17 protein-coding genes are annotated in these 22,570 nt (G+C 70.8%); 14 read left to right on the top strand and 3 right to left on the bottom strand.

Features of this window, described 5'->3' with window-relative positions; genetic code table 11:
• Positions 1-6 precede the first annotated feature (6 nt).
• The 5 genes from Vau01_RS22915 (at position 7) to Vau01_RS22895 (ending at position 8,058) form a co-directional block, all read left to right on the top strand.
• Positions 7-1,812, top strand: coding sequence for a family 43 glycosylhydrolase (locus Vau01_RS22915; protein ID WP_373320297.1), 1,806 nt, complete (start codon positions 7-9; stop codon positions 1,810-1,812).
• 11 nt (positions 1,813-1,823) lie between these two features.
• Positions 1,824-4,148 (top strand): beta-L-arabinofuranosidase domain-containing protein, encoded by a 2,325-nt coding sequence (locus Vau01_RS22910; RefSeq protein WP_203996161.1) that lies wholly within the window; start codon positions 1,824-1,826, stop codon positions 4,146-4,148.
• 8 nt (positions 4,149-4,156) lie between these two features.
• Positions 4,157-6,211, top strand: a complete 2,055-nt coding sequence (locus tag Vau01_RS22905) for a family 43 glycosylhydrolase (protein ID WP_203996160.1) — start codon at positions 4,157-4,159, stop codon at positions 6,209-6,211.
• 11 nt (positions 6,212-6,222) lie between these two features.
• On the top strand, positions 6,223-7,656 hold the full coding sequence (locus Vau01_RS22900) for a non-reducing end alpha-L-arabinofuranosidase family hydrolase (protein ID WP_203996211.1): 1,434 nt from the start codon (positions 6,223-6,225) through the stop codon (positions 7,654-7,656).
• A gap of 99 nt (positions 7,657-7,755) precedes the next feature.
• Complete coding sequence (locus Vau01_RS22895; RefSeq protein WP_203996158.1) at positions 7,756-8,058, top strand: hypothetical protein; 303 nt, start codon at positions 7,756-7,758, stop codon at positions 8,056-8,058.
• A gap of 57 nt (positions 8,059-8,115) precedes the next feature.
• Here the strand turns inward: Vau01_RS22895 and Vau01_RS22890 are convergent, their stop codons facing one another.
• Positions 8,116-8,955: a CPBP family intramembrane glutamic endopeptidase gene (locus Vau01_RS22890; protein ID WP_203996157.1), complete on the bottom strand. Its 840-nt coding sequence runs from the start codon at positions 8,953-8,955 to the stop codon at positions 8,116-8,118.
• 134 nt (positions 8,956-9,089) lie between these two features.
• On the opposite strand from Vau01_RS22890, the gene Vau01_RS22885 reads away from it, so the two are divergent.
• Genes Vau01_RS22885 through Vau01_RS22870 form a run of 4 tightly spaced genes read left to right on the top strand, consistent with a single transcriptional unit; the run spans position 9,090 to position 13,667 of the window.
• Positions 9,090-9,827 (top strand): ABC transporter ATP-binding protein, encoded by a 738-nt coding sequence (locus Vau01_RS22885; protein WP_203996156.1) that lies wholly within the window; start codon positions 9,090-9,092, stop codon positions 9,825-9,827.
• 5 nt (positions 9,828-9,832) lie between these two features.
• The gene (locus Vau01_RS22880; protein ID WP_308440478.1) at positions 9,833-11,758 is read left to right on the top strand and encodes an FtsX-like permease family protein; all 1,926 of its coding nucleotides are present in this window, start codon (positions 9,833-9,835) and stop codon (positions 11,756-11,758) included.
• Positions 11,755-13,008, top strand: a complete 1,254-nt coding sequence (locus Vau01_RS22875; protein ID WP_203996153.1) for a sensor histidine kinase — start codon at positions 11,755-11,757, stop codon at positions 13,006-13,008. The genes Vau01_RS22880 and Vau01_RS22875 overlap by 4 nt, the downstream gene beginning before the upstream one ends.
• On the top strand, positions 12,996-13,667 hold the full coding sequence (locus Vau01_RS22870) for a response regulator (RefSeq protein ID WP_203996151.1): 672 nt from the start codon (positions 12,996-12,998) through the stop codon (positions 13,665-13,667). The genes Vau01_RS22875 and Vau01_RS22870 overlap by 13 nt, the downstream gene beginning before the upstream one ends.
• Here Vau01_RS22870 and Vau01_RS22865 read toward each other — a convergent pair.
• Entirely contained in the window at positions 13,606-14,550 is a 945-nt protein-coding gene (locus tag Vau01_RS22865; protein WP_203996149.1) for a LysR family transcriptional regulator, read from the bottom strand. The genes Vau01_RS22870 and Vau01_RS22865 overlap by 62 nt on opposite strands.
• 49 nt (positions 14,551-14,599) lie before the next feature.
• Between Vau01_RS22865 and Vau01_RS22860 the strand changes: the two genes are divergently transcribed.
• The 3 genes from Vau01_RS22860 to Vau01_RS22850 all read left to right on the top strand — a co-directional run bounded on the left by Vau01_RS22860 (position 14,600) and on the right by Vau01_RS22850 (position 20,375).
• Positions 14,600-15,619, top strand: a complete 1,020-nt coding sequence (locus Vau01_RS22860; protein WP_203996148.1) for a Gfo/Idh/MocA family protein — start codon at positions 14,600-14,602, stop codon at positions 15,617-15,619.
• 52 nt (positions 15,620-15,671) lie between these two features.
• Positions 15,672-18,902 carry an AfsR/SARP family transcriptional regulator gene (locus tag Vau01_RS22855; protein WP_203996147.1) on the top strand — a complete coding sequence of 1,077 codons (3,231 nt, stop codon included), beginning with the start codon at positions 15,672-15,674 and terminating at the stop codon, positions 18,900-18,902.
• An 81-nt stretch (positions 18,903-18,983) separates the two neighbouring features.
• The gene (locus Vau01_RS22850; RefSeq protein WP_203996146.1) at positions 18,984-20,375 is read left to right on the top strand and encodes a hypothetical protein; all 1,392 of its coding nucleotides are present in this window, start codon (positions 18,984-18,986) and stop codon (positions 20,373-20,375) included.
• A gap of 9 nt (positions 20,376-20,384) precedes the next feature.
• On the opposite strand, the gene Vau01_RS22845 is transcribed toward Vau01_RS22850, so the two are convergent.
• Positions 20,385-20,933 carry a hypothetical protein gene (locus Vau01_RS22845; RefSeq protein ID WP_203996145.1) on the bottom strand — a complete coding sequence of 183 codons (549 nt, stop codon included), beginning with the start codon at positions 20,931-20,933 and terminating at the stop codon, positions 20,385-20,387.
• Between the two features lie 241 nt (positions 20,934-21,174).
• Here Vau01_RS22845 and Vau01_RS22840 point away from each other — a divergent pair, with 241 nt between their 5' ends.
• Together Vau01_RS22840 and Vau01_RS22835 are read left to right on the top strand one after the other, a co-directional pair.
• Positions 21,175-21,804, top strand: a complete 630-nt coding sequence (locus Vau01_RS22840; protein ID WP_203996144.1) for a hypothetical protein — start codon at positions 21,175-21,177, stop codon at positions 21,802-21,804.
• A gap of 9 nt (positions 21,805-21,813) precedes the next feature.
• Positions 21,814-22,551, top strand: a complete 738-nt coding sequence (locus Vau01_RS22835; RefSeq protein WP_203996143.1) for a hypothetical protein — start codon at positions 21,814-21,816, stop codon at positions 22,549-22,551.
• The last annotated feature ends 19 nt before the right edge of the window (positions 22,552-22,570 follow it).

The raw sequence follows: 22,570 nt of genomic DNA, 5'->3' as shown, positions 1-22,570 counted from the left end.
ACCTCAGTGCCCATCACACGAATCCTGGCGTCGGCGGTCACCGTGCTGTGTGCGATAGCGATATCGCCCGTCGCCGCCCGGGCCGACAACCCGATCGTCCAGACCGTCTACACCGCCGACCCGGCGCCCATTGTCCACAATGGACGCGTCTACCTCTACACCGGTCACGACGAGGACGGCTCGACCTACTTCACCATGCGCGAGTGGCGGGTGTACTCGTCGGCCGACATGGTGAACTGGACCGACCACGGCTCGCCGATGAACCTCGCCACGTTCAGCTGGGCCAGCGCCGACGCGTGGGCGGGCCAGGTCGTGTCCCGCAACGGCCGGTTCTACTACTACGTCCCGATCAAGAACCGGTCGACCGGGCGGATGGCGATCGGCGTCGGCGTCTCCGACAGCCCGACCGGCCCGTTCCGCGACGCGATCGGCCGTCCCCTGGTCGAGAACGGCGAGATCGACCCGACGGTGTTCATCGACGACGACGGGCAGGCGTACCTGTACTGGGGCAACCCGAACCTGTGGTACGTACGGCTGAACGCCGACATGACCTCGTTCTCCGGCAGCGCGACCCAGATCCCGTTGACCACCGCGGGATTCGGCACCCGCAGCGGCAATGCCAGCCGCCCGACCCTGTACGAGGAAGGGCCCTGGGTCTACAAGCGCAACGGGACCTACTACAACGTGTTCGCCGCCGAATGCTGCTCCGAGTTCATCGGCTACTCGACCGCTCCCGGGCCGACCGGACCGTGGACCTATCGCGGCACCGTGATGCCGCGGCAGGGCAGCAGCTTCACCAACCACGCGGGCGTCATCGACTTCAACGGCAACTCGTACTTCTTCTACCACAACGGCGCCCTGCCCGGCGGCGGCGGATACACCCGCTCGGTCGCCGTGGAACGGTTCGCCTACAACGCCAACGGCACCATTCCGACGATCACCATGACCACCGCCGGGGCACCGCAGGTCGGCACGCTCGACCCGTACATCCGGCAGGAGGCGGAGACGATCGCCTGGTCCTCCGGTGTCGAGACGGAGGCCGCCGGCGAGGGCGGCATGAACGTCGGTTTCATCGAGAACGGCGACTACATCAAGGTGAAGGGCGCGGCGTTCGGCGCCGGCGCCACGTCGTTCACCGCGCGGGTCGCCTCGGCCACCTCCGGCGGCCGGATCGAACTGCGATTGGACGGCGTGAGCGGCACCGTCGTCGGCACCTGCACCGTGCCCGCCACCGGTGGCTGGCAGACGTGGACCACCGTCACCTGCCCGGTCAGCGCCGCCACCGGCACGCACGACCTGTACCTGCGCTTCACCGGCGGGAGCGGCAACCTCTTCAATGTCAACTGGTGGCAGTTCGCCGGCGGCGGGGGCGGAAACCTGCTCACCAACGGCGACGCCGAGAGCGGAACCACCGGCTGGGGTGTGTTCGGCAGCGGAACACTGTCGTCAGAGACCGGCACGGTCCACGGCGGCAGCCGGTCGCTCGGCATCAGCGGACGCACCGCGTCGTGGAACGGCCCGAGCCAGAACGTCACGTCTCAGCTGACCAACGGCCGGTCCTACACGACGAGCGTGTGGGCGCGGGCGCAGAGCGGCACGCCGAGCGCGAAGGTGACGCTGGCGCTGACGGCCAACGGCACCACCGGCTACGTGCAACTGACCCCGGCCGCCACCCTCTCCACGGGCGGCTGGACGCAACTGACCGGTACGGCGTCCGTCTCCTGGTCCGGGACGCTGACCGGCGCCACCCTCTACGTCGAGACGGCGGCCGGCACCGACGCCCTGCTCGTCGACGACGCCTCGATGCGGTAAGGGATCCCGCCATGTCATCCACACCGTTCAGCCGTCGCCGGCTGTTCCGGGCCGCCGGCGCCACCGCGGTCGCCGCCGCCGGCGGGTCCGCCCTTGTCACCGTGCACCCGGCCGCCGCGGCGGTCGTGCCGCCGGCCCGCGCCGACATCGGCGTGTCGGCGTACCCGTTCGATCTCGGACAGGTGCGGTTGACCGCGGGCCGCCTGTTCGACAACCAGACGCGGACGGTGAACTACCTCCGCTTCGTCGACGTCGACCGGTTGCTGTACAACTTCCGTGCCAATCACCGGCTGTCGACCAACGGCGCCGCCGCCAACGGTGGCTGGGACGCGCCGTCGTTCCCGTTCCGGACCCACATGCAGGGCCACTTCCTCACCGCCTGGGCCCAGGCGTACGCGGTGCTCGGCGACACCACCTGCCGCGACAGGGCGAACTACATGGTCGCCGAGCTCGCCAAGTGCCAGGCCAACAACGGGTCGGCCGGGTTCTCGACCGGCTACCTGTCCGGCTTTCCCGAGTCGGACTTCACCGCCCTGGAGGCGCGGACGCTGTCCAACGGCAACGTGCCCTACTACTGCGTCCACAAGACCCTCGCCGGGCTGCTCGACGTCTGGCGCCACACCGGCAACACCCAGGCCCGCACGGTGCTGCTGGCGCTGGCGGGGTGGGTCGACACGCGCACCTCCCGGCTGAGCTCGAGTCAGCTGCAGGCGATGCTGGGCACCGAGTTCGGCGGAATGAACGCGGTGCTGGCCGACATCTACCAGCAGACCGGCGACGGGCGGTGGCTCACCGTCGCGCAGCGGTTCGACCACGCGGCCGTGTTCAACCCGTTGGCCTCGGGCCAGGACCAGCTCAACGGGCTGCACGCCAACACCCAGGTACCCAAGTGGATCGGCGCGGCCCGCGAGTACAAGGCGACCGGCACCACCCGCTACCGCGACATCGCCGCCAACGCGTGGGCCTTCACGGTCAACGCGCACAGCTACGTCATCGGCGGCAACAGCCAGGCCGAACACTTCCGGCCGCCGAACGCCATCGCCGGCTACCTGACCAACGACACGTGCGAGCACTGCAACACCTACAACATGCTCAAGCTGACCCGCGAACTGTGGCTGCTCGACCCGAACCGGGTGGCGTACGTCGACTTCTACGAACGGGCGCTTTACAACCACCTCGTCGGCGCCCAGAACCCGGCCGACAGCCACGGCCACATCACCTACTTCACCCCGCTGCGCCCCGGTGGCCGCCGCGGCGTCGGGCCGGCGTGGGGCGGCGGCACCTGGAGCACCGACTACGCCTCCTTCTGGTGCTGCCAGGGCACCGGCATCGAGGTCAACACGGCGCTGATGGACTCCGTCTACTTCCACAACGGCGACGTCCTCACCGTCAACCTGTTCATCCCGTCGGTCCTCACCTGGTCCCAACGGGGTATCACCGTGACCCAGACCACGACCTACCCGGTCGGCGACACCACGACGCTGACGATCGGTGGCAGCGGAACCTTCACCCTGCGCGTGCGGATCCCGGCCTGGACCAGCGGGGCGACCGTCAGTGTCAACGGCGCGGCCCAGAGCATCTCGACGACACCGGGCACCTACGCCAGCCTCGCCCGGACCTGGGCGAGCGGCGACACGGTGACCGTGCGGCTGCCGATGCGGGTCGTCGTGCAGGCCGCCAACGACAACGCGAACGTCGCCGCGGTCACCTACGGTCCCGTCGTTCTGTCGGGCAACTACGGCAACACGACGCTCACCGCCCTGCCCGCTCTCACCACCGGCTCCGTCACCCGCACGAGCACGAGCAGCCTCGCGTTCAGCGCGACCGCGAACGGCGCCACCGTCGCGCTCGGACCGTTCCACGACGCGCACGGGCACAACTACACCGTCTACTGGAGCACCAGCGGCGGCGGCTCCGGCGGCGCGACGTACAAGCTCGTCAACGCCGGTACCGGTCTGGTGCTCGGCGTCCAGAACATGTCCACCGCCGACGGCGGCCTGGCGGTGCAATGGGGCGACTCCGGCACCGCCGACCACAACTGGGAAATGATCACCGACGGCTCCGCCGTCCGGTTCCGCAACGCCAACAGCGGCAAGGTCCTCGGCGTGGAGAACATGTCCACCGCCGACAATGCCCGCGTCCTGCAATGGGCCGACAACGGCACCGCCGACCACCGCTGGACCCTGGTCGACAACGGCGACGGCACGTACCGCATCCGCAACGTCAACAGCGGCAAGCTTCTGGGCATCCTCAACGGCTCCACGGCATGGGGTGCGCAGGCCGTCCAGAAACCCGACAGCGGCGCCGCGGACACCCGTTGGCGACTCACCCGCTAGGAGACGAGATGAGACTCCGTACGTCCTGGTCGATCCTGGTAGTCGCATTGCTCACGGTCGTCGCGCCCGCCGTCGTGGTGGCTCCGGCGCCGGCGTCGGCGGCCACCGTCGACACCAGCGCCTGGTACGTGCTCGTCAACCGCAACAGCGGCAAGGCACTCGACGTGTACAACCAGGCCACGACCGACGGTGCCCGGATCACCCAGTGGACCCGCAACGACGGCACCAACCAGCAATGGCAGTTCGTCGACTCCGGCGGCGGCTGGTACCGGCTCAGGTCCCGGCTGTCCGGGAAAGTGCTCGACGTCTACAACTTCTCCACCGCCGACGGCGGCTCGATCGTCCAATGGGCCGACGGCAACGGAACCAACCAGCAGTTCCGCCTGGCCGACTCCGACGGCGGCTACGTGCGTCTGATCAACCGCAACAGCAGCAAGGCGGTCGAGGTGCAGAGTGCCTCGACCGCCGACGGGGCGAACGTGGTGCAGTACTCCGACTGGGGCGGCGCCAACCAGCAGTGGCAACTCGTCCCGGTCGGCGGCAGCAACCCGGGCACCGGGACGTACGCGAACCCGGTGGTGTGGCAGGACTTCGCCGACGGCGACATCATCCGGGTCGGTGACGCGTACTACTACTCCGCCTCCACGATGCACTACTCCCCCGGCGCGCCCGTGCTGCGCTCCTACGACCTGGTCAACTGGGAGTACGCCGGCCATTCGGTGCCGAGCCTCGACTTCGGCTCCAGCGCCTACGACCTCACCGGCGGCCGGGCGTACGTGAAGGGCATCTGGGCCTCGACGCTGAACTACCGCCGCAGCAACAGCACCTACTACTGGATCGGCTGCGTCGAGTTCAACCGCACCTACGTCTACACGGCGTCCACAGTGGACGGAACCTGGTCGAAGCGGTCGCAGATCAACAATTGCTACTACGACGCCGGCCTGCTCGTCGACGACAACGACACGATGTACGTCGCCTACGGCAACTCCACCCTCAGCGTCGCCCAGCTGTCGGCCGACGGGCTCAGCCAGGTGCGGGCCCAACAGGTCTACACCACGCCGTCGAGCATCGGCACGCTGGAGGGTTCCCGCTTCTACAAGCGCAACGGCTACTACTACATCTGGGTCACCCGCCCGGCCAACGGTCAGTACGTCCTGCGGTCGAGCAGCCCGTGGGGGCCGTACGAGACGCGTCAGGTGCTGCTGAACATGGCGGGCCCGATCTCCGGTGGCGGCGTGCCGCATCAGGGCGGTCTCGTGCAGACCCAGAACGGTGACTGGTACTACATGGCCTTCGTCGACGCCTACCCCGGCGGCCGGGTGCCGGCCCTGGCCCCGATCAGCTGGAGCTCGGACGGCTGGCCCACGGTCCAGACGGTCAACGGTGGCTGGGGAGCGAGTTACCCGAAGCCGAACATCCCCGCCTCCGGGCGCACGGTCAAACCGATGATCGGCACCGACACGTTCACCACCGCCGCCCTCGGTCCGCAATGGGAGTGGAACCACAACCCCGACAACAGCCGCTGGTCGGCCGGCGGCGGTCTGCGTCTCCAGACCGCGACGGTCACCAACGACCTGTACGCGGCCCGCAACACACTGACCCACCGCATCCAGGGGCCGACCTCCACCGCCACCGTCGAACTGGACTACTCCACGATGCGCGACGGCGACCGGGCCGGGCTGGCGATGCTGCGCCAGACGTCGGCGTGGGTCGGCGTCAGACGTGACAACGGCGCCACGCGCGTGGTGATGACCAACGGGCTGACCATGAACAGCAGTTGGGGCACCACCGGAACCGGAACCGAGATCGCCTCGACGGCCGTGTCCGGCGGCCGGATCTGGCTACGGGCCACCGCCGACATCCGTCCCGGGTCGGGCCGCCAGGCCCGGTTCTCCTACAGCACCGACGGGATCACGTTCGTCTCCCTCGGCAACGCGCTCACGCTCGACAACACCTGGCAGTTCTTCATGGGCTACCGCTACGCGATGTTCAACTACGCCACCCAGGCTCTCGGTGGCGCGGTCACCGTTCGGGCCTTCACCCAGGAGAAGGGAATACCGTGAAAAGTCTCAAGATGCTCATGGCGGCCGTGCTGGCCACGGGTGCCGTCGCCGTGGTCGACGCCGCTCCGGCCGCGGCGGCCACCGTCGACACCAATGCCTGGTACGTGCTCGTGAACCGCAACAGCGGCAAGGCATTGGACGTCTACAACCTGGCCACCAACGACGGCGCCCGCATCACCCAGTGGGCCCGTAACGACGGCAACCAGCAGCAGTGGCAGTTCGTCGACTCCGGCGGCGGCTACTACCGGGTCAAGTCCCGCCTGTCCGGCAAGGTGCTCGACGTCTACAACTTCTCCACCGCCGACGGCGGTGCCATCGTCCAATGGGCCGACGGCAACGGCACCAACCAGCAGTTCCGCCTCGCCGACTCCGACAGCGGCTACGTGCGCCTCATCAACCGCAACAGCAACAAGGCCGTCGAGGTGCAGGGCGCGTCGACCGCCGACGGTGGGAACGTCGTCCAGTACACCGACTGGGGCGGCGCCAACCAGCAGTGGCAACTGGTCCGGGTCGGCGGCGGCACCGACCCCGGAACCGGGTGCTCGCTTCCGTCGACGTACCGCTGGAACTCGACGGGCCAGTTGGCGAACCCGAGGTCGGGGTGGGCCTCCCTCAAGGACTTCACCCATGCCCCGTACAACGGCCAGAATCTCGTCTACGCGACCACGCACGACAACGGGAGCACCTGGGGCTCGATGAACTTCGGCCTCTTCTCGAGCTTCTCCGCCATGGGGTCGGCCAGCCAGAACGCGATGCCGTTCGCCGCGGTCGCGCCGTCGCTGTTCTACTTCGCCCCGCGCAACATCTGGGTGCTGGCCTACCAGTGGGGCGGGCCCGCGTTCTCCTACCGGACGTCGAGCGATCCGAGCAACGTGAACGGGTGGTCGTCGCCGCAGACGCTGTTCTCCGGAAGCATCTCCGGCTCCGGCACGGGTCCCATCGACCAGGCCGTGATCGGTGACGGCACGAACATGTACCTGTTCTTCGCCGGCGACAACGGAAAGATCTACCGCGCCAGCATGCCCATCGGCAACTTCCCCGGCAGCTTCGGCTCCTCGTCGACGATCATCATGAGCGACTCGACGAACAACCTGTTCGAGGCGGTCCAGGTCTACAAGGTCCAGGGGCAGAACCAGTACCTCATGCTCGTCGAGGCGATCGGCGCGAACGGACGCTACTTCCGGTCGTTCACCGCCAGCAGCCTCGGCGGTTCCTGGACCCCGCAGGCCGCCAGCGAAAGCAATCCGTTCGCCGGCAAGGCCAACAGCGGCGCCACGTGGACCAACGACATCAGCCACGGTGAACTGATCCGCACCAACGCCGACCAGACCATGACCGTCGACCCCTGCAACCTCCAACTGCTCTACCAGGGCCGCTCCCCCAGTTCCGGCGGCGACTACGGTCGCCTGCCCTACCGGCCGGGCCTGCTCACCCGCATTAGGTAGATTTGATCCGTCGCAGGTGTCGACGTCGGAGGTGATCACGGTGCACCAGGTCTTGTGACGGCCCCATCCCGGGGCTTCACGGAGCCGAAAGGTGCCCGTATGAGCAGGACCGACAAGACCCGGCCGCGGTGGGTCCGGATGGCCGAAACGCCCGGTCTCACCAGCGTTCCCGTGCACGATCACCGGTTCGGACCGTGCACTCTGCCCCACGGGATCAGCGCCGACACCGTGACCGTCGGCGCGCCGCGCGGGCGCTGTTACTGGGCCGGCGGCGGCTATCACGTGCTCGGCTGCGACGGCGGCAGTTGCAGCCGGGAACGGCAGGTCTGGCGGCGGGAGGCCAACCGTCGGGACCGCTACCGGGTGCGTCGTGAACTTCGCGCCTACCGCGACGGGGAGTGATCGACGGGGACTGATCGACGGCGTCGGGCCCGCGGTGCGTACCGCGGGCCCGACGGCCTAAGCCCGCCGGAACAGCGCGATCGCGACGGCGGCCAGCACCAGCACCACCAGCCACTGAACGCCGTCCGCGCCGAAGCCGCCCGGGCCGAGGAGCATCGCGGTGGTCAGCGGTGCCAGCACCAGGTTGTTGCCGGCGTGGGCCAGGCAGGCCGGCCAGATGCTGCGGCTGCGGGCCCGCAGCCAGGCCAGGATGATCTCCTGGCACACGATCCACACCGTCCAGCCGATCAGGCCGATGGCGAGATGCCGGTACTCGGCGTAGCCGAGAAGCGCGAGCGGGTAGTGCCACACCGCCGCGATCAGGCCGGCGACCAGTGCGGCGCGGCGCGGACGGCCGGGGCAGACGCGCAGCAGCAGGTAGCCGGTCCAGCCGAACTCCTCGCCCCAGAAGGCGACGGTGGCGAGGAGCGCGAGCACGCAGAGCAGCAGCGGCACCGTCCAGACGGGCACGCCCGGAACCAGGTCCGCCACCGGGCCGGCGGACGGGTTCCACCGCGCGGTCGCCGCGGCGACGCCGACCACCGCGGCGGCGACGCCGAGCGGGCCCAACCACGCCACGAGGTAGTACCGCCAGGCGGCGCGCAGCCGCAGGCGTTGGCCGGCGTCCGCGAAACCCTCGCGGGTGACCCAACGCCTCACCACCAGCGCCGCGATCGCCGGCGCGAACCCGGCCGGCAGTTGCACCAACGGGTTCACCAACGACCAGCCGAGCACCAGGTGTGCCACCGCCTCCCAGCCCCAGGCAACCCCGAACGAGATCAGCAGGAACGCCGCCAGACCTCGTCTCCTCAGCCGGTCTGACAGGTCCGCCGCTTGCGCATCGATCATGGTGGTCATCGGGCTGACGGTAGGAGCGGGACCGGTGCCGGCGCAGTGTCGCGGTCAGCCCGAAGGGGGGTGGTGCTGGCTACACCTGAAGACGCCGGCTGGTATCACTGTGCTCGGGGTCCGTTCGCGCTGAACTTGGTGCCATGGCTATCGCATCGGCCGTCGAACTGCGCGCCGTCTCCCGGGTCTACGGATCCCGGCAGACCGCCGTGCGCGCGCTCGACGGGGTCACCATCGACTTTCCGGCCGGCTCCTGGACGGCGGTGATGGGCCCGTCCGGGTCCGGCAAGTCCACGCTGCTGCACTGCGCCGCCGGGCTGGAACAGGTCACCGAGGGCCGGGTGCTGGTCGCCGGGCAGGACATCACCGAAGGGGACGACGAGGAGCTGACCCGGTTACGCCGCACCGTCATCGGGTTCGTGTTCCAGAGCTTCAACCTGGTCGGGTCGCTGACCGCCGAGCAGAACGTGGCTATGCCGCTGCGCCTGGCCGGGCAGCGGCCCTCCCGGGACCAGGTCCGCTCGGTGCTGGCCGAGGTGGGGCTGGCCGACCGGCTGCGGCACCGGCCCCGGGAACTCTCCGGTGGCCAGCAGCAACGGGTGGCCATCGCGCGGGCGATGGTGACGCGGCCCGCCGTGCTCTTCGCCGACGAGCCCACCGGTGCGCTGGACACCCGGTCCGCGCGGACCGTGCTGGGGCTGCTGCGGTCCATGGTGGACGCGGCCGGGCAGACGATCGTGATGGTCACCCACGATCCGGCCACCGCGGCGGCGGCCGACCACGTGCTGTTCCTGTCCGACGGACGCGTGGTCGACCGGCTCGACGGCCCGACCACCCGCGCCGTCGCCGACCGGCTCGCCCATTGGGAGGTGGCGTCGTGATCGGGATGTCGTGGAGCACGTTCCGCGACCGCTGGCAGTTGTTCGTCGGGGCGATGGTCACCGTGTGCTTCGGCGTGGCGCTGGTGCAGTCCTCGCTGCTCGCCCTCGTCGCCGCCGGCGACCCGGCGGTGCCCGCGGGGCTCTCCGCGGCCGAGGAGCAGGCGTTGCGTGACGGCTACGACACCGTCACCGGGCTGCTGGGCATGATCGTGTTCCTGTCCGTCTTCATCGCCGTGTTCATCGTCGGTTCCACCTTCGCCTTCACGGTGGCCCAGCGCCGCCGCGATCTCGCGCTGCTCCGGTTGACCGGTGCCAGCCGCCGGCAGGTACGCCGGCTGCTCCTCGGCGAGGCGCTGGTGCTCGGCCTCCTGGGTACGGGCGCGGGCGTCCTGGTCGGCCTTCCGCTCCTGCGGTTCGAGGTGTGGATGCTCACCCGGTTGGGCTTCGTGCCGGCCGGTTTCACGGTCGGGTGGGGGTTCTGGGTGCTGCCGTTCGCGGTCGCCACCGGCGTGGGTGTCGCCGTCCTGGGCGTGCTCGGTGCGTCCCGCCGGGCCTCGCGGGTCCGCGCGCTGGACGCCCTCCGCGAGACCGGCCGGGCGGCCCGGGTGATGACCTGGCCGCGGTGGATATGGGGCCTGTTCTGCCTGGCCGGGGGCATCGCGCTGATCACGCTCGCGCCGGCCGTGGGTGGCGACGCCGCGCTGGCCCTGTCGCTACTGGTCTGCATCGTGCTGGTCATGGCGTTCAGCGCCCTGTCACCGGTGGTCGTCCCGCTGGTCGGCCGGTTGCTGGGCGGGCTGACCCGGCTGTCGGCGAGGCGGGCGTTGCTGGCCGACCTGGCGCACGCGAACCTGCGCGACGGGGTGCGCCGCAGCGCCGCGACCGCCGCGCCGATCCTGGTCCTCGTCGGTCTCGTCGTCGGCATCGGTGGGACCCTCGACGCCGTCACCGCGGGCAGCCGGCAGGAGGCGTTGCGGACGCTGAACGGCGATCTGATCGTCACCTCCGACCGGTCGATCACCGGGGACCTGACCGCGCTCGACGGGGTGCGTGCCGCCTCCGCCGAGGTCCCCGTGACGTTCCGCATCGACGTCGGGGTGCCCGGCGAACAGCCGGAGTTCGAGGCGGTCGACGGCACCGCCATCGACCCGGCCACCTACCAGCTCACCCACCGCATGCCGCTGGAAGCCGGCAGCCTGGACGCGCTGCGCGGCGACACGGTCGCGGTGAACAGCGGCTACGCGCCGGAACAGCGGTGGCGGGTCGGCGGCACCCTGCGCATATTTGTCGACGACACGCCGCGGGACCTGCGGATCGTCGCCGTGCTGCCGCTCCGTATCGCCGGACCCGACTTCCTGCTGCCCGACGGGGTGGTGCCGGTCGGCGACGTGGAACGGCGGTACGTGGTGCAGGTCGACGAGGGCGTCGACCCGGCCGTGGTCGCCGCCCGCGTGCGGACGGCCGGACTGGGCACCGTGTCCACGGTGGCGGACTTCGTCCGGGACGACGTCGACCGGCAGCAGCGGAACAGCCTCAAGGTGATGGTCGCGCTGCTGGGACTGGCCGCCCTCTATACCCTGATCGCGATGGTCAACGCTGTCGTGATCGCCGCCGCCGACCGGAGCGCCGAGTTCGCCACGGCCCGCCTGACCGGCCTGACCCGCCGCCAGGTGGTCCGGGCCGCGCTGTGGGAGTCGCTGGCCGTGGTCGTCGTGGGGCTCCTGCTGGGCGGGCTGGCCGCCGCCGGCACCGTGACCGGTGTCAGCGCCGCCGTCTCCGACATCGTCGGCGTCGCCGTGGTCAGCGTGCCGTGGCTGCTGTTCGCCGCCCTGTCCGCCGGATCCGCTCTGGTCGTCGGGGTGACCAGCGTCCTGACCACCATGGCCGCCACCCGGCAGCCCGCCGTGAGCCTCGCCGGCAGCCGGGAGTGACCGCGTCCGACGGCGTCGTCACCGAACCGGTCCCGCGACGGGTGAGGCGGGCGACGGCGTACCTGCTGCGCGGTGGTGTCACCGGGGTCGCGGCGGCCGGCACGGTACTGGCCCTGGTGGCGGCCGGGGTCCTGTGCCTCGCGCTGGTCGGGGTGCCGCTGCTGGTCGACGTGCTGCGGGGCGTCCGGGCGCTGGCCGCCGCGGAGCGACGTCGGGCGGGGCGGCTGCTGGGGGGTGTGGTGCCGCAGCGGTACGCCGAGGCGTCCGGCTCGTCGTTCGCGCGACTGCGCACCCTGGTGGGTGACCCGGCGACCTGGCGGGACCTGCGGTGGCTGGTTCTGCACGCCGTGGCCGGCCCGCCGCTGGCCGTGTGCTGGCTGGCCGTGTTGCTGTGCGCGATCACCGGGCCGCTCGTCATGCTGCTGTGGTGGGTGCCCGACGGTCCACCGATTGTCTTCTTCGTCCCGGTCGACAGCTGGGCGCGGGCGCTGGCCGTGCCGCTGCCGGTCGCCGCGGGGTCGGCGGCACTGCTGATCGTGGCGGGGCCGGTCGTCGCGACGGCGCAGGCCACGGCGTACCGGGCGCTGCTGGCGCCCTCGGCCCGCGACCGGCTGGCCGCGCGGGTGGAACTGCTGTCGACGACGCGCGCGGCCGCCCTGGACGCCCACGCGGCGGAACTGCGCCGGATCGAGCGGGATCTGCACGACGGCATGCAGGCCCGCCTGGTCGCGGTGGCGATCCAGTTGGGTCTCGCGCAGCGGCAGCGCGACACCGACCCGGACACCGCCAACGAACTCGTCGAGCGGGCCCATGCGGGTGTCGAGCATGCCCTGACCGCGCTGCGCGAGGTCGTCCGCAGCATCTACCCGCCGATCCTGGCCGACCGCGGCCTGGCGGAAGCGGTGCGGGCCCTGGCCGACGAGTCGCCCGTGCCGGTGCGGACGTCGATCGGCGCGCTGGTGCGCCCGCCCGCCGCGGTGGAGAGCGCCGCGTACTTCGTGGCGGCCGAGGCGCTGACCAACGTCGTCAAGCACAGCGGCGCCACCGAGGTCACGCTGACCCTCGATCAGGGTGGTGATCGCTTGGTGCTGGAGGTGACCGACAACGGCCGTGGCGGGGCCGACCCGGCGGCCGGCACGGGACTGGGCGGCATGGCGGACCGGGCCGCCGCCCTCGACGGGAGGATGACGTTGCGGAGTCCGTCCGGGGGGCCGACGACGTTGCGGGTGGAGCTGCCGTGCGCGTCGTGATCGCCGAAGACAACGTGCTGTTGCAGGAGGGGCTGGGGCTCCTGCTGTCCACCGCCGGCTTCGAGGTGGTCGCCGCCGTCGACCGGGTCGACGCGTTCCTCGCCGCGGTGGACGAGCACCGGCCGGACATCGCGCTGGTCGACATCCGGCTGCCGCCTACGTTCGGCGACGAGGGTCTGCGCGCCGTGCGGGCCGCCCGCCGCACCCATCCGGACCTGCCGGTGCTCGTGCTCTCCCAGTACGTGGAGCGCGCCTACGCGGCCGAACTGCTCGCCGACGGTCGGGGCGGCGTCGGCTACCTGCTCAAGGACCGGGTGTCGCGGGTCGACGACTTCCTCGACGCGATGCGGCGGGTCGCCGCGGGCGGCACCGCCGTCGATCCGCTGGTCATCTCGCGGCTGGTCGCCGACCGCCGGTCGAGCCGGCTGGACGGGCTGAGCCCCCGCGAGCGGGAGGTGTTGGCCCTCATGGCCGAGGGACACGCCAACGGCACGATCGCGGCCCGGCTGCACGTCACCGAACGCGCGGTCCACAAGCATGTCAGCAACATCTTCGCCAAGCTGGACCTGCCCCTCGACGACGGCAGCCACCGACGGGTCACCGCGGTGCTGGCCTACCTCGGGGGGACCGGCCGGCCGTCAGAAGGCCGAGGATCGTGACGACGAGGGGCGAGTGCTGGGCGCCGTCGAGTACGGCGGCGAAGATGTGTCGTTGCGGCCTCGGCGCGGTGAGTTCCCGGATGGTGACCCCGGCCGGCAGGTTGCGCTGGGCCAGCCTGGGGATCAGGGCCACGCCGTGCCCGTGCGCGACGAGCTGCGCGAGTGCCTGCCAGTCGTCGGTGCGGTGCGCGACGTTCGGGGTGAACCCGGCCGCCGTACAGGCCATGGCGGTGATGGCGCCGAGGCAGCCGGCGGCGTTACCGGTGATCCAGGGCTCCCCTTCGACGTCTTTCAGCGTCAGCGATTGCGCTCCGCACAGGGGGTGGTTCGCGGGAAGCGCGAGGTCGAGTTCGTCCGGACCGAGGTCGACGCAGTGGTAGCGCGGGTCGCCCGCGGTCGGCGAGCCGGTGAAGTGGAGCGCGAGCGCGACGTCGAAGCGCCCCGCGTCGAGCCCGTCGAACAGGGCCGGCGACTCGGCCTCGCACACCATGATCCTGACGTCGGGAAGGTCGTGCCGGGCGCGGTCGAGGAGGGCGGGGAGAAGCCCCGCGATCGCGGTGGAGAACGCGCCGATCGTGATGGTGCCGCGAACGCTGTCGTCCCACGAGTCCAGTTCGTGGCGGGCGCGCTCGATCGCGGCGAAGACGGTGTCCGCGTGCGCGAGCAGCGCCTGTCCCCGCGGCGTCAGCACCACCCGCCGGCCGACGGGTCGGAGCACGTCGAAGCCGACGTCGCGGGCGATCCTGGCCAGCTGCTGGGAGACCGCTGACGGGGTGAGGTGCAGTGCCTCGGCGGTGGCGGCGATACTTCCGCGTTCCCGGAATTCGCGGAGCACCCGGAGCCGGCGTAGCTCGTCCATGAAGTCGACCCTTAACGGTCCCATGTTGAAAGTTTATCTTGACGTTACGTATGGCGACACGAAGGCTGGCGTGATGCGATCTTCGACAGACCGGCGATCCCCGATCCGCCTCGGCATCCTGGGACTGGGTGCGATGGGCACCGAGATGCTGGCCTCGGCGGCCACGCTCGCCGACGTCGCGGTCGTGAGCGGGTACGACGTCAGCCCCGTCGCCGCCGATCGGGTCCGGGCGAAACACCCGGACGTTTCGTTGGCCGCCGACGCACGGGCGGTCGTGGAGTCTCCTGACGTCGACGCCGTCTACATCGCCACCCCGCCGATGTTCCACGCGGAGCAGGCGATCGCCGCGATGCGGGCGGGCAAGGCCGTCTTCTGCGAGAAACCACTGGCGGTCACCGTGACCGACGGACGGCGGATGGCGGCGGCGGCGGCCGGAGCGGGAGTCGCCGAAGCGGTGAACTTCGCGCTGTCGGACCGCCATGCCGTGCTGGAGCTCGAGCGCGCCCTGGCCGCGGGCGAGGTCGGCGAGATCAGGGGTGTCGAGGTTCGGCTGTCCTTTCCCCGCTGGCCGCGGGACTTCCAGGCCGACGCCCGCTGGCTCGCCGGCCGGGACCAGGGTGGATTCGTTCGCGAGGTGCTGTCGCACTTCGTGTACCTGACCGACCGCCTGTTCGGTCCGCTCGACCCGGTCGAGGTCGGTGTCGACCTCCCGCCGGCCGGTCCGTCCGCGAACACGGTCGCCGCGAGCGAGGTCGCCGCGCGTGGGTTTCTACGCGCGGGCGGCGTGCCCGTGCATGTGTCGGCCTTCGCCGGCGTCGCCGGGCCCGAACGGTACGAGTGGATCCTGTGGGGAACGCGACGCTCGTACCTGCTCCGCGACTGGGACCAACTGCTCGGGTCCGACGGGGGTGGCTGGAAACCGGTACGGCTGACCCGGCCACGGGGGTCCGAGGCGACCCGGCTCGCCCTGTTCGCCGATGCCGTCCGGGGTGGAACCACCCGCAATCTCGCCGACTTCGCCACCGCCCTGCGGGTGCAGGAGGTCATCGAAGCCTTCCACCACATCGATCCCGGCCATTCCGAGGGGTCGTGACGTCGACGCGACTGTGTATCGTCACACAGGTGCCGGCATTGGAGGCTGTGGCGTGAGGTTTCGTCTGCTCGGGCCGCTGGAGGTGGTCGACGGCCAGCAACTCGTCGTGATGCCGCAGCGCCAGCACCGGGTGGTCCTGGCCGCGCTGCTGCTGCGGGCGGGCCAGGTGGTGACCGTCGACGAGCTGATCGACTGGGTGTGGGAGGCGGCGCCGCCGGTGCACGGCCAGGCCGCGCTGCAGACCATCGTGGCCCGGGTCCGCCGGCAGCTCGGCACCCAGGGGACGATGATCATCCAGACCCGGCCGGCCGGCTATCGCGCCGAGGTCGACGACTGGCAGCTCGACGTGGCCCGGTTCAACGCCCTGGTCGAGGAGGCCGGTGTCGTCGGGTCGGGACATGATCCGGAGAAGGAGTCCCGGCTGCTCACCGAGGCGCTCGCCCTGTGGCGCGGTCCGGTGCTGGCCGACCTCCAGGCCGACTGGCTGCGCCGCGATCTGCTGGTCGAGCTCACCGAGCGTCGGTACCGTGCGCTGGAGCGACGGATCGAGGCCGATCTACGGCTGGGGCGCCATGCCGAGCTCGTCCCCGAGTTGCGCACGTTGGTCGCGGAGTACCCGCTGCGTGAGCGGCTGTGGGCCCAACTGATGATGTCCCTGTACGGGACCGGTCGTCAGGTCGAGGCGCTGGAGGCGTACCGGTCGGTGCGCGCCTCGCTGGTGGAGGGCATGGGCATCGAGCCCGGCGAGGAGCTGCGCCGGTTGGAGCGCGACATTCTCGCCAACGATCCGAGGCTGTCCCCGCCGTCGCCGCCGTCGCCGCCTTCTCCGCCGTCTCCGCCGGCGGTGGCCGGTGGATCCTGGCGGGTCGCCGAGGTCGCCGAAAGCTCCTGGCAGCCGCAGCGCCAGCTTCCCCTGAACGTCTCTCTCTACGTCAGCCGTGAGGGAGTCGTCGCCGAGATCGTCGATCGCCTGTCGGCCGACGACGGGACCGTGCCGGTGTGCGCGATCAGCGGCGGGGCGGGCGTGGGCAAGTCGGCGTTGGCGATCCGGGTCGCTCACCGGATCGCGGCGGACTTTCCCGACGGTCAGTGGTACGTCAGTCTCGGCGGCGGCGGGCCCCGGGCGCGCGACACCACCGACGTCCTCGCCGAACTGCTGTTCGCCTCGGGGATGGACGGCAGCGCGATACCGTCGGGCCTCTCGGCCCGGGCGGCCGCGTTGCGCAGTCGCCTCGCCGGGCGGCGGGTGCTGCTCCTGCTCGACGACGCCGCCGACGCCGAGCAGGTCGAGCCGCTGCTGCCGGGTACCGCCGGCAACGCCGTGCTGGTGACCAGCCGTACGGACCTGCGGAGCCTGACGGTGTCGCACGGCGGGTCGGCGATCGCTCTGGACGTGTTGACCGGCGCGGAGGCCCGCCAATTGCTGGTGGCCGCGCTGGGGCGGGAGCGGGTGGACCGGGAGCCGGCGGCCGTCGGGGAACTGGCGGAGCTCTGCGCGCGGTTGCCGCTCGCGCTGCGGATCGCCGCCGCCAATCTGGAGCGCCATCCGGGTCGTCCCATCGCCGACCACATCGCCGAGTTGCGTGGCCACGACCGGTTGAGCCGGCTGACGGTCGCCGGCGGGCGCCGCATCGCCGTCCGCGCCGCGTTCGACCAGTCGTACCAGGCGCTCGACCCGGCCCACCGGTTGCTGTTCCGGCGTCTCGGCGGCGTGCCGGGGCCGGACTTCACCCCGGAAACCGTGTCGGTACTGCTGGACACGACGCCCGACGCGGCGGCCGACGGGCTGGAGGTGCTCGCGGCGGCGAGCCTGGTACAGCACCACGTCCCGGGCCGGTACAAGTTCCACGACCTGTTACGGCTCTACGCCACCGAGCAGGCCCGCGACAACGACGCCGCCGAGAACCACGCGGCGTGGACGCGGTGGCTGGCGCACCTGGTGGGCCGCACCGACGCCGCCGTCGGCCGGCTGTACCTCCACTCCGCCCGGGCCAGCCGGCCGCCGGGCGTGGTGCCGGTCGGTGTGGGCTTCGCCGACGACGGGTCCGCGAAGAAATGGCTGGACGCCGAGCGACCGACGATCGTCGCCGCGACGCGGTTCGCCGCCGAGCACGGGCCGGGCGATCTGGGCTGGCACCTGGCCGATGCGGTGCGCGGCTACCTCCAGGCCGCCCGGTTCGACGACGACCGGCGGGCGATCACCGAGAACGGCCTCCGGGCGGCACGGGCCGTCGAGGACGCGTCCGGGCAGGCCGCGATGCTGCACAGCCTGGCCGGGTTGTGTTCCAACGGCAACCGGTTCGAGGACGCCGTCCGGTACTACCTGGAGGCGATCGACCTCCGGCGCCAGACCGGCGAGGAAGCCGACAACAAGGCGACCTACCACAACCTCGGCGTCGTGTACGCCGATCTCGGTCGCATGACCGAGGCCGCCGAGTGCATCGAGCGGACCATCGCCCTGGCCCTGGAGCAGGGCGACGTCCTCGGTCTGGGCATGGCGTACGCCAGTCACGCGGCGGCGACCTTCGACCTGGGCCGGGTCGCCGAGGCCCTGGCCCGGCTCGAATCCGCTCTCGCCGCCCGGCCGGCACCGCGCGGCCAGGGCTGGCCGGGCAACCCCTACGAACACTGGGTACAGGGGGCATGCCACCTGCACCTCGGTCGGTGGGCCGAGGCGGAGGCGGCGCTCGACACCGCGTACGAGCTCAGCCGCCACGTCGGTGACCGGTTCGACGAGGCCGCCGCGCTGCGCCTGCGGGCCGAGCTGTACCGCAACCGGGATCGACTGGACGAGGCGCTCGACGACGCCGCTCACGCGGTCGCGATCGCGAGCGATCTCGGCGGCCAGCTCGAGATCGAAACGCTGACCACCCTCGGCCGGATCCGCCACCAGGCCGCGCAACTGCCGACCGCGATCGCCGTGCTCGAACTGGCCCGCGACGGCGCCCGCACGCGGGGACTACGCCGCTCCGTCGTCGAGGCCGGCGTCCGGCTCGGTGACGCGCTGACGTCGTCGCAGCAACTGCCCGCCGCGCGGGCCGAGCTGCGGTCCGCTCTTGTCCTGTCCCGGCAACACGGCTACCACCTCCTCGAAGCCGACGCCACGACCGCGCTCGCCCGGCTTCTCCTCGCCGAAGGAGATCCGGCGGACGCGGTGCGCCATGCGGCACAGGCGGTGGAACTCCAACGACACCTCGAACACGTGCCCGGCGTGACGACCGCCGAGGCTGTTCGCGCGGCCGCGGAACGACTGTCCGGAAACCGGTACGACGCCGCGCGCTGAGGAAATCGGCGCGACAGCACGACGACAGCACATCCCCCTACGGTTCGATCCCGTTGGTGGAGCCGAGATGTGGAGATCGTCATGCGGAGAAGTCGTCGGATCGCGTTGGGGGTCAGCGCCCTGGGATTCATGGCGCTGTCCACCGGGGTCGCCGCCGCACAGACCATGACCGGCTCCGGAGCGGAGCCGACGGCGCAGGCCGTGGCCGGACCGTTGCCGCGCATCACGGCGCCGCGGACCCAGGGGCTGGGCACCCTGGTCGACAGCTCCACCGGTAGGGCGTTCCGGCCCCGCGGTTTCAACTACACCCGGCTGGACGAATCACCGTCGGGATGGTTCCACGCCACGTTCGAGCCCGGAGTCTACGACGCGGCCAGGGCCGACCGGACCCTCGGGCAGTTCCAACGCGACGGCTACACCGTGGTCCGGGTCTTCGTCGACTCCGGCAGCGTCCCGGACGCGCAGGCGGGGCGACCGCACGGTCTGGGCCACGGCGTCGGCGACCGGGGCACCGGTTCCGGACCCTACCTGGACAACGTCGCCGACTTCGTGCGCCGGGCGGCGGCCCATCGCGTCTACGTACTGCCCGTGCTCGGCATCTTCCCGCAGAACGAGTACTACTACGGTCTCGTCGGCGCCGTCGACAGCGACAAGCTGAACATCGAGTCCGCCAACCTCATGTACATGCACGACGGTCACATCAGGGCGAAGGAGGCCTACGTCCGGGAGTTCCTCACCGCGATCCGCGGTCGACTGGGCGGCGCGCTGATGAGCACCCTGCTCGGGCTGCAGTTCGACAACGAGGCGACGTGGCGGACCGACCTCCGCCCGTTCTCCCGCTTCACCGGTACCGTCCGGCCCGCCAACGGCGTCGTCTACGACATGTCCAAGCCCGCCGACCGCCAGCAGGCGGCCGACGCCAGCATCGTCGAGTACGCCAACCGACTCACCGCCGCGGCCCGCGCCGTGGATCCCCTGCTGCTGACGACCATCGGCATGTTCACCCACCGGATCGTCGGCCGCAGCGGGCCGGACGGCATGCGGCACTACTGCCAGGCGAACTGCGGCAGCCCCGACACGTGGCGGTACCCGGTGCGCCCGGCCGTGCTGTCGGCCCACTCGGATCTGGACTTCCTCGATCTGCACGTGTATCCGCGGCTGCCGTACGGCACGTCGTACTCGCTCGACGAGGATCTGAAGTCCAGCGAGTGGAGCGCGGTGAAAGGCATCGTGCTGATGGGTGAGACCGGCGCCTACCGCGAATCGTTCGGCGGGAACGTCACCCAGGCCGCGTACGCGATGCGCAACCACCAGGTCGACACCTGCCGGCGGGGCTTCGCCGGCTGGCTGTTCTGGACCTGGGACACCGACCAGAACGCCGACCAGCGCCGGTTCTTCGCCGCGACCGAGGCCGGCGGTGCCATCAACGGCCAGTTGGCGCCGATCGTCCGTCCCGACCCCTGTCGCGTCTGATCGCGTCTGTCAGCAGGCCTTGATGTAGTACGTTGTCGACCCGTCGAACCACACCTTGGACGAGGGGGCACCGTCCGTGATGTGTATCGGCGCCTTGAAGACGCTCTTGAAGACCGCGCGGGTGCCGTACGTCTGGTTGTTGATGTAGGAGTTGAACGAGTACGGCGTGGAGTGGTCTTCGCAGAAGTACAGCATCCGCCGGTCGCCGCCGAACCATTGGTACTGGAACAGGCACAGGTAGCCGTAGTCACACAGTTCCGCCTGCGCACCCACACCCAGCGTGCGGGCGCGTGCCTCGCCGGGGAGCGGCACGGTCGTGTCTCCGCTGCCGTCGGCCCAGCGCACCCGGTTGGCCCCGATCTGGGTACCGCCCTCTGCCGCCAGCAGCGCGTCGATCCGCGCCTGCAGCGTCCGTGCCTGCGCCGTGGTCAGCCCGGCCGACTTGACCTGTGCGGCGAAGGGTTCCTGTGCGTCGGCGGCACCGGAGTGGACGACGACGGCGCCGGCGATCGACACCAACCCGAGCGTCGCCCGGAACAACAATTGAGCAATCTTCATCGGCATCCTTTGCGGAGTAGGGGATTCGGCGTACCGAAATGTCGCAGAACGCGGTCCAGCGTGACCGATCCGCCTTGCGCCGCCCTGTCGTGCCGCATGCACCGACCGGCGTATGCGCGGGTGGGAGCGCCGAGCGGCACGTCAGCGATATGAAAGCGGGCCACCGTAGCGTGCCTCAGGTTGAGCACCGGACACGCTGCCGTGGACACGCTGCCGGCGACCTACGCGAAAGCAGAGGATTGTGGATACCCGAAACAACGCCAAGCTGTGGATGGCCGTGGCACTGGTCGTGACGCTCGTCGTCGTCGGATGCGGATCCAAGCGACGTGGTGGCAGCAAACGCTCGTCGTCCGGTACGCACGTCGGCCAGCAGGACACCGGAGCGACCGCCACGCCGACGACCACGCCCACCGCGAAGGGCGACGGCACGTTCGACATCTGCGCGCTGGTCGATCCGAAGGCGATCGGCGAGGCGCTCGCCGTGCCGGCCAACAAGCTCGCCACGATGTCGTGCGACCCGGCACCGCCGAAGAAGGACAGCGTCCGAACGACCCACAGCGCCCTCATCAACGTCCGGACCGACACCGTCGCGGGCCTGGTGGTGGCATTCATGCCCGGTGCCGGCGGCCAGGAGCGGGACGCCGCGGCCACCACCGCGAAGAAGCGGAAGGTGACCCAGGCACAGGGCATCGGCGACGTCGCGTACTACTACGAGACGCCGGGAAGCAACTTCAAGCTGGCGCTGGTGGCCGCGAAACGGATCGGCAACGACAGCGTCCTGGTGATGGTCAACTCCACGTCGGCCGACGCCAAGCCGCTCCTGCCGACGCTGAAGCAGGCCATCGACGGCATCACCACGTTCGTCGGCTGAACCGGGCACATGACACGGAAACGCCGTTCGTCGGTGTGTGGGCTCGTGCTCGCCGGGCTCCTCCTCGGCGCGGCCGGATGCGGTGCCCTTCCCCGCTCGGGAGACGACGCGACACCGGGCGCCGCATCGTCACCGAGCCAGTTGGTCGGGCCGGCGGGCAGATTCTCCCCACCGGCCGACCAGTGCGCGGGCGTCACGCCGGCCACCGCGCAGAAGTTCAAACTCCAGCAGCCGTCGAAGAACTCGCTGCCCGGCATGGATTCGGACCCAGCGACCGGCACGCTCGTCGACTACACCGTGCTGAGGTGTTCCTGGAGCGTCGACAATCCCGCGAAGGGCCCGAACGGACGGCCCAACATGTTCACCCTGTCGGTCACGTACTCGGTGATAGACCCGGCGTTCCCGAAGTCCGTCCAGGTCGCCACGGGGATCTACGAACTCAAGAAGGAGAAGCTGCGGACCGACCCCGAGCGGCAGGTCAAACGCAGCGACGCACCGGCCGGTCTTGGCGACGAGGCGGCCTACTTCTTCGCGGTGGAGACGTCGAGCCTGGGCGAGGGCGGATCGGTCGACCTGATCATCCGGTCGAGCAACGCCTACGTGTCCATCTCGTTCAGCGGCGCCGATCTGCGTTCGGATCCGTCGAAACCCCGCGGCCTGCAACTGGTGACCAGCGCGGTCGCCGAGGACCAACTTCAGCCGACCGTCCTCGGCATCGCCGGGGAAGTCCTCAGCCTGCTCGGCTGACCACGTTCAGGAGTCAGAA

The sequence above is a fragment of the Virgisporangium aurantiacum genome, from assembly GCF_016863635.1.
Classification (GTDB): Bacteria; Actinomycetota; Actinomycetes; order Mycobacteriales; family Micromonosporaceae; genus Virgisporangium; species Virgisporangium aurantiacum.
This window is presented reverse-complemented; position numbering and strand designations above follow the sequence as displayed.

What these genes read in the sequence shown, in the direction of transcription:
- Vau01_RS22910 (WP_203996161.1), top strand. Translation starts at nt 1,824, where the DNA reads ATGTCATCCACACCGTTCAGCCGTCGCCGGCTGTTCCGGGCCGCCGGC.
- Vau01_RS22905 (WP_203996160.1), top strand. Translation starts at nt 4,157, where the DNA reads ATGAGACTCCGTACGTCCTGGTCGATCCTGGTAGTCGCATTGCTCACG.
- Vau01_RS22900 (WP_203996211.1), top strand. Translation starts at nt 6,223, where the DNA reads ATGCTCATGGCGGCCGTGCTGGCCACGGGTGCCGTCGCCGTGGTCGAC.
- Vau01_RS22895 (WP_203996158.1), top strand. Translation starts at nt 7,756, where the DNA reads ATGAGCAGGACCGACAAGACCCGGCCGCGGTGGGTCCGGATGGCCGAA.
- Vau01_RS22890 (WP_203996157.1), bottom strand. Translation starts at nt 8,955, where the DNA reads ATGACCACCATGATCGATGCGCAAGCGGCGGACCTGTCAGACCGGCTG.
- Vau01_RS22885 (WP_203996156.1), top strand. Translation starts at nt 9,090, where the DNA reads ATGGCTATCGCATCGGCCGTCGAACTGCGCGCCGTCTCCCGGGTCTAC.
- Vau01_RS22880 (WP_308440478.1), top strand. Translation starts at nt 9,833, where the DNA reads ATGTCGTGGAGCACGTTCCGCGACCGCTGGCAGTTGTTCGTCGGGGCG.
- Vau01_RS22865 (WP_203996149.1), bottom strand. Translation starts at nt 14,550, where the DNA reads ATGGGACCGTTAAGGGTCGACTTCATGGACGAGCTACGCCGGCTCCGG.
- Vau01_RS22860 (WP_203996148.1), top strand. Translation starts at nt 14,600, where the DNA reads ATGCGATCTTCGACAGACCGGCGATCCCCGATCCGCCTCGGCATCCTG.
- Vau01_RS22850 (WP_203996146.1), top strand. Translation starts at nt 18,984, where the DNA reads ATGCGGAGAAGTCGTCGGATCGCGTTGGGGGTCAGCGCCCTGGGATTC.
- Vau01_RS22845 (WP_203996145.1), bottom strand. Translation starts at nt 20,933, where the DNA reads ATGAAGATTGCTCAATTGTTGTTCCGGGCGACGCTCGGGTTGGTGTCG.
- Vau01_RS22835 (WP_203996143.1), top strand. Translation starts at nt 21,814, where the DNA reads ATGACACGGAAACGCCGTTCGTCGGTGTGTGGGCTCGTGCTCGCCGGG.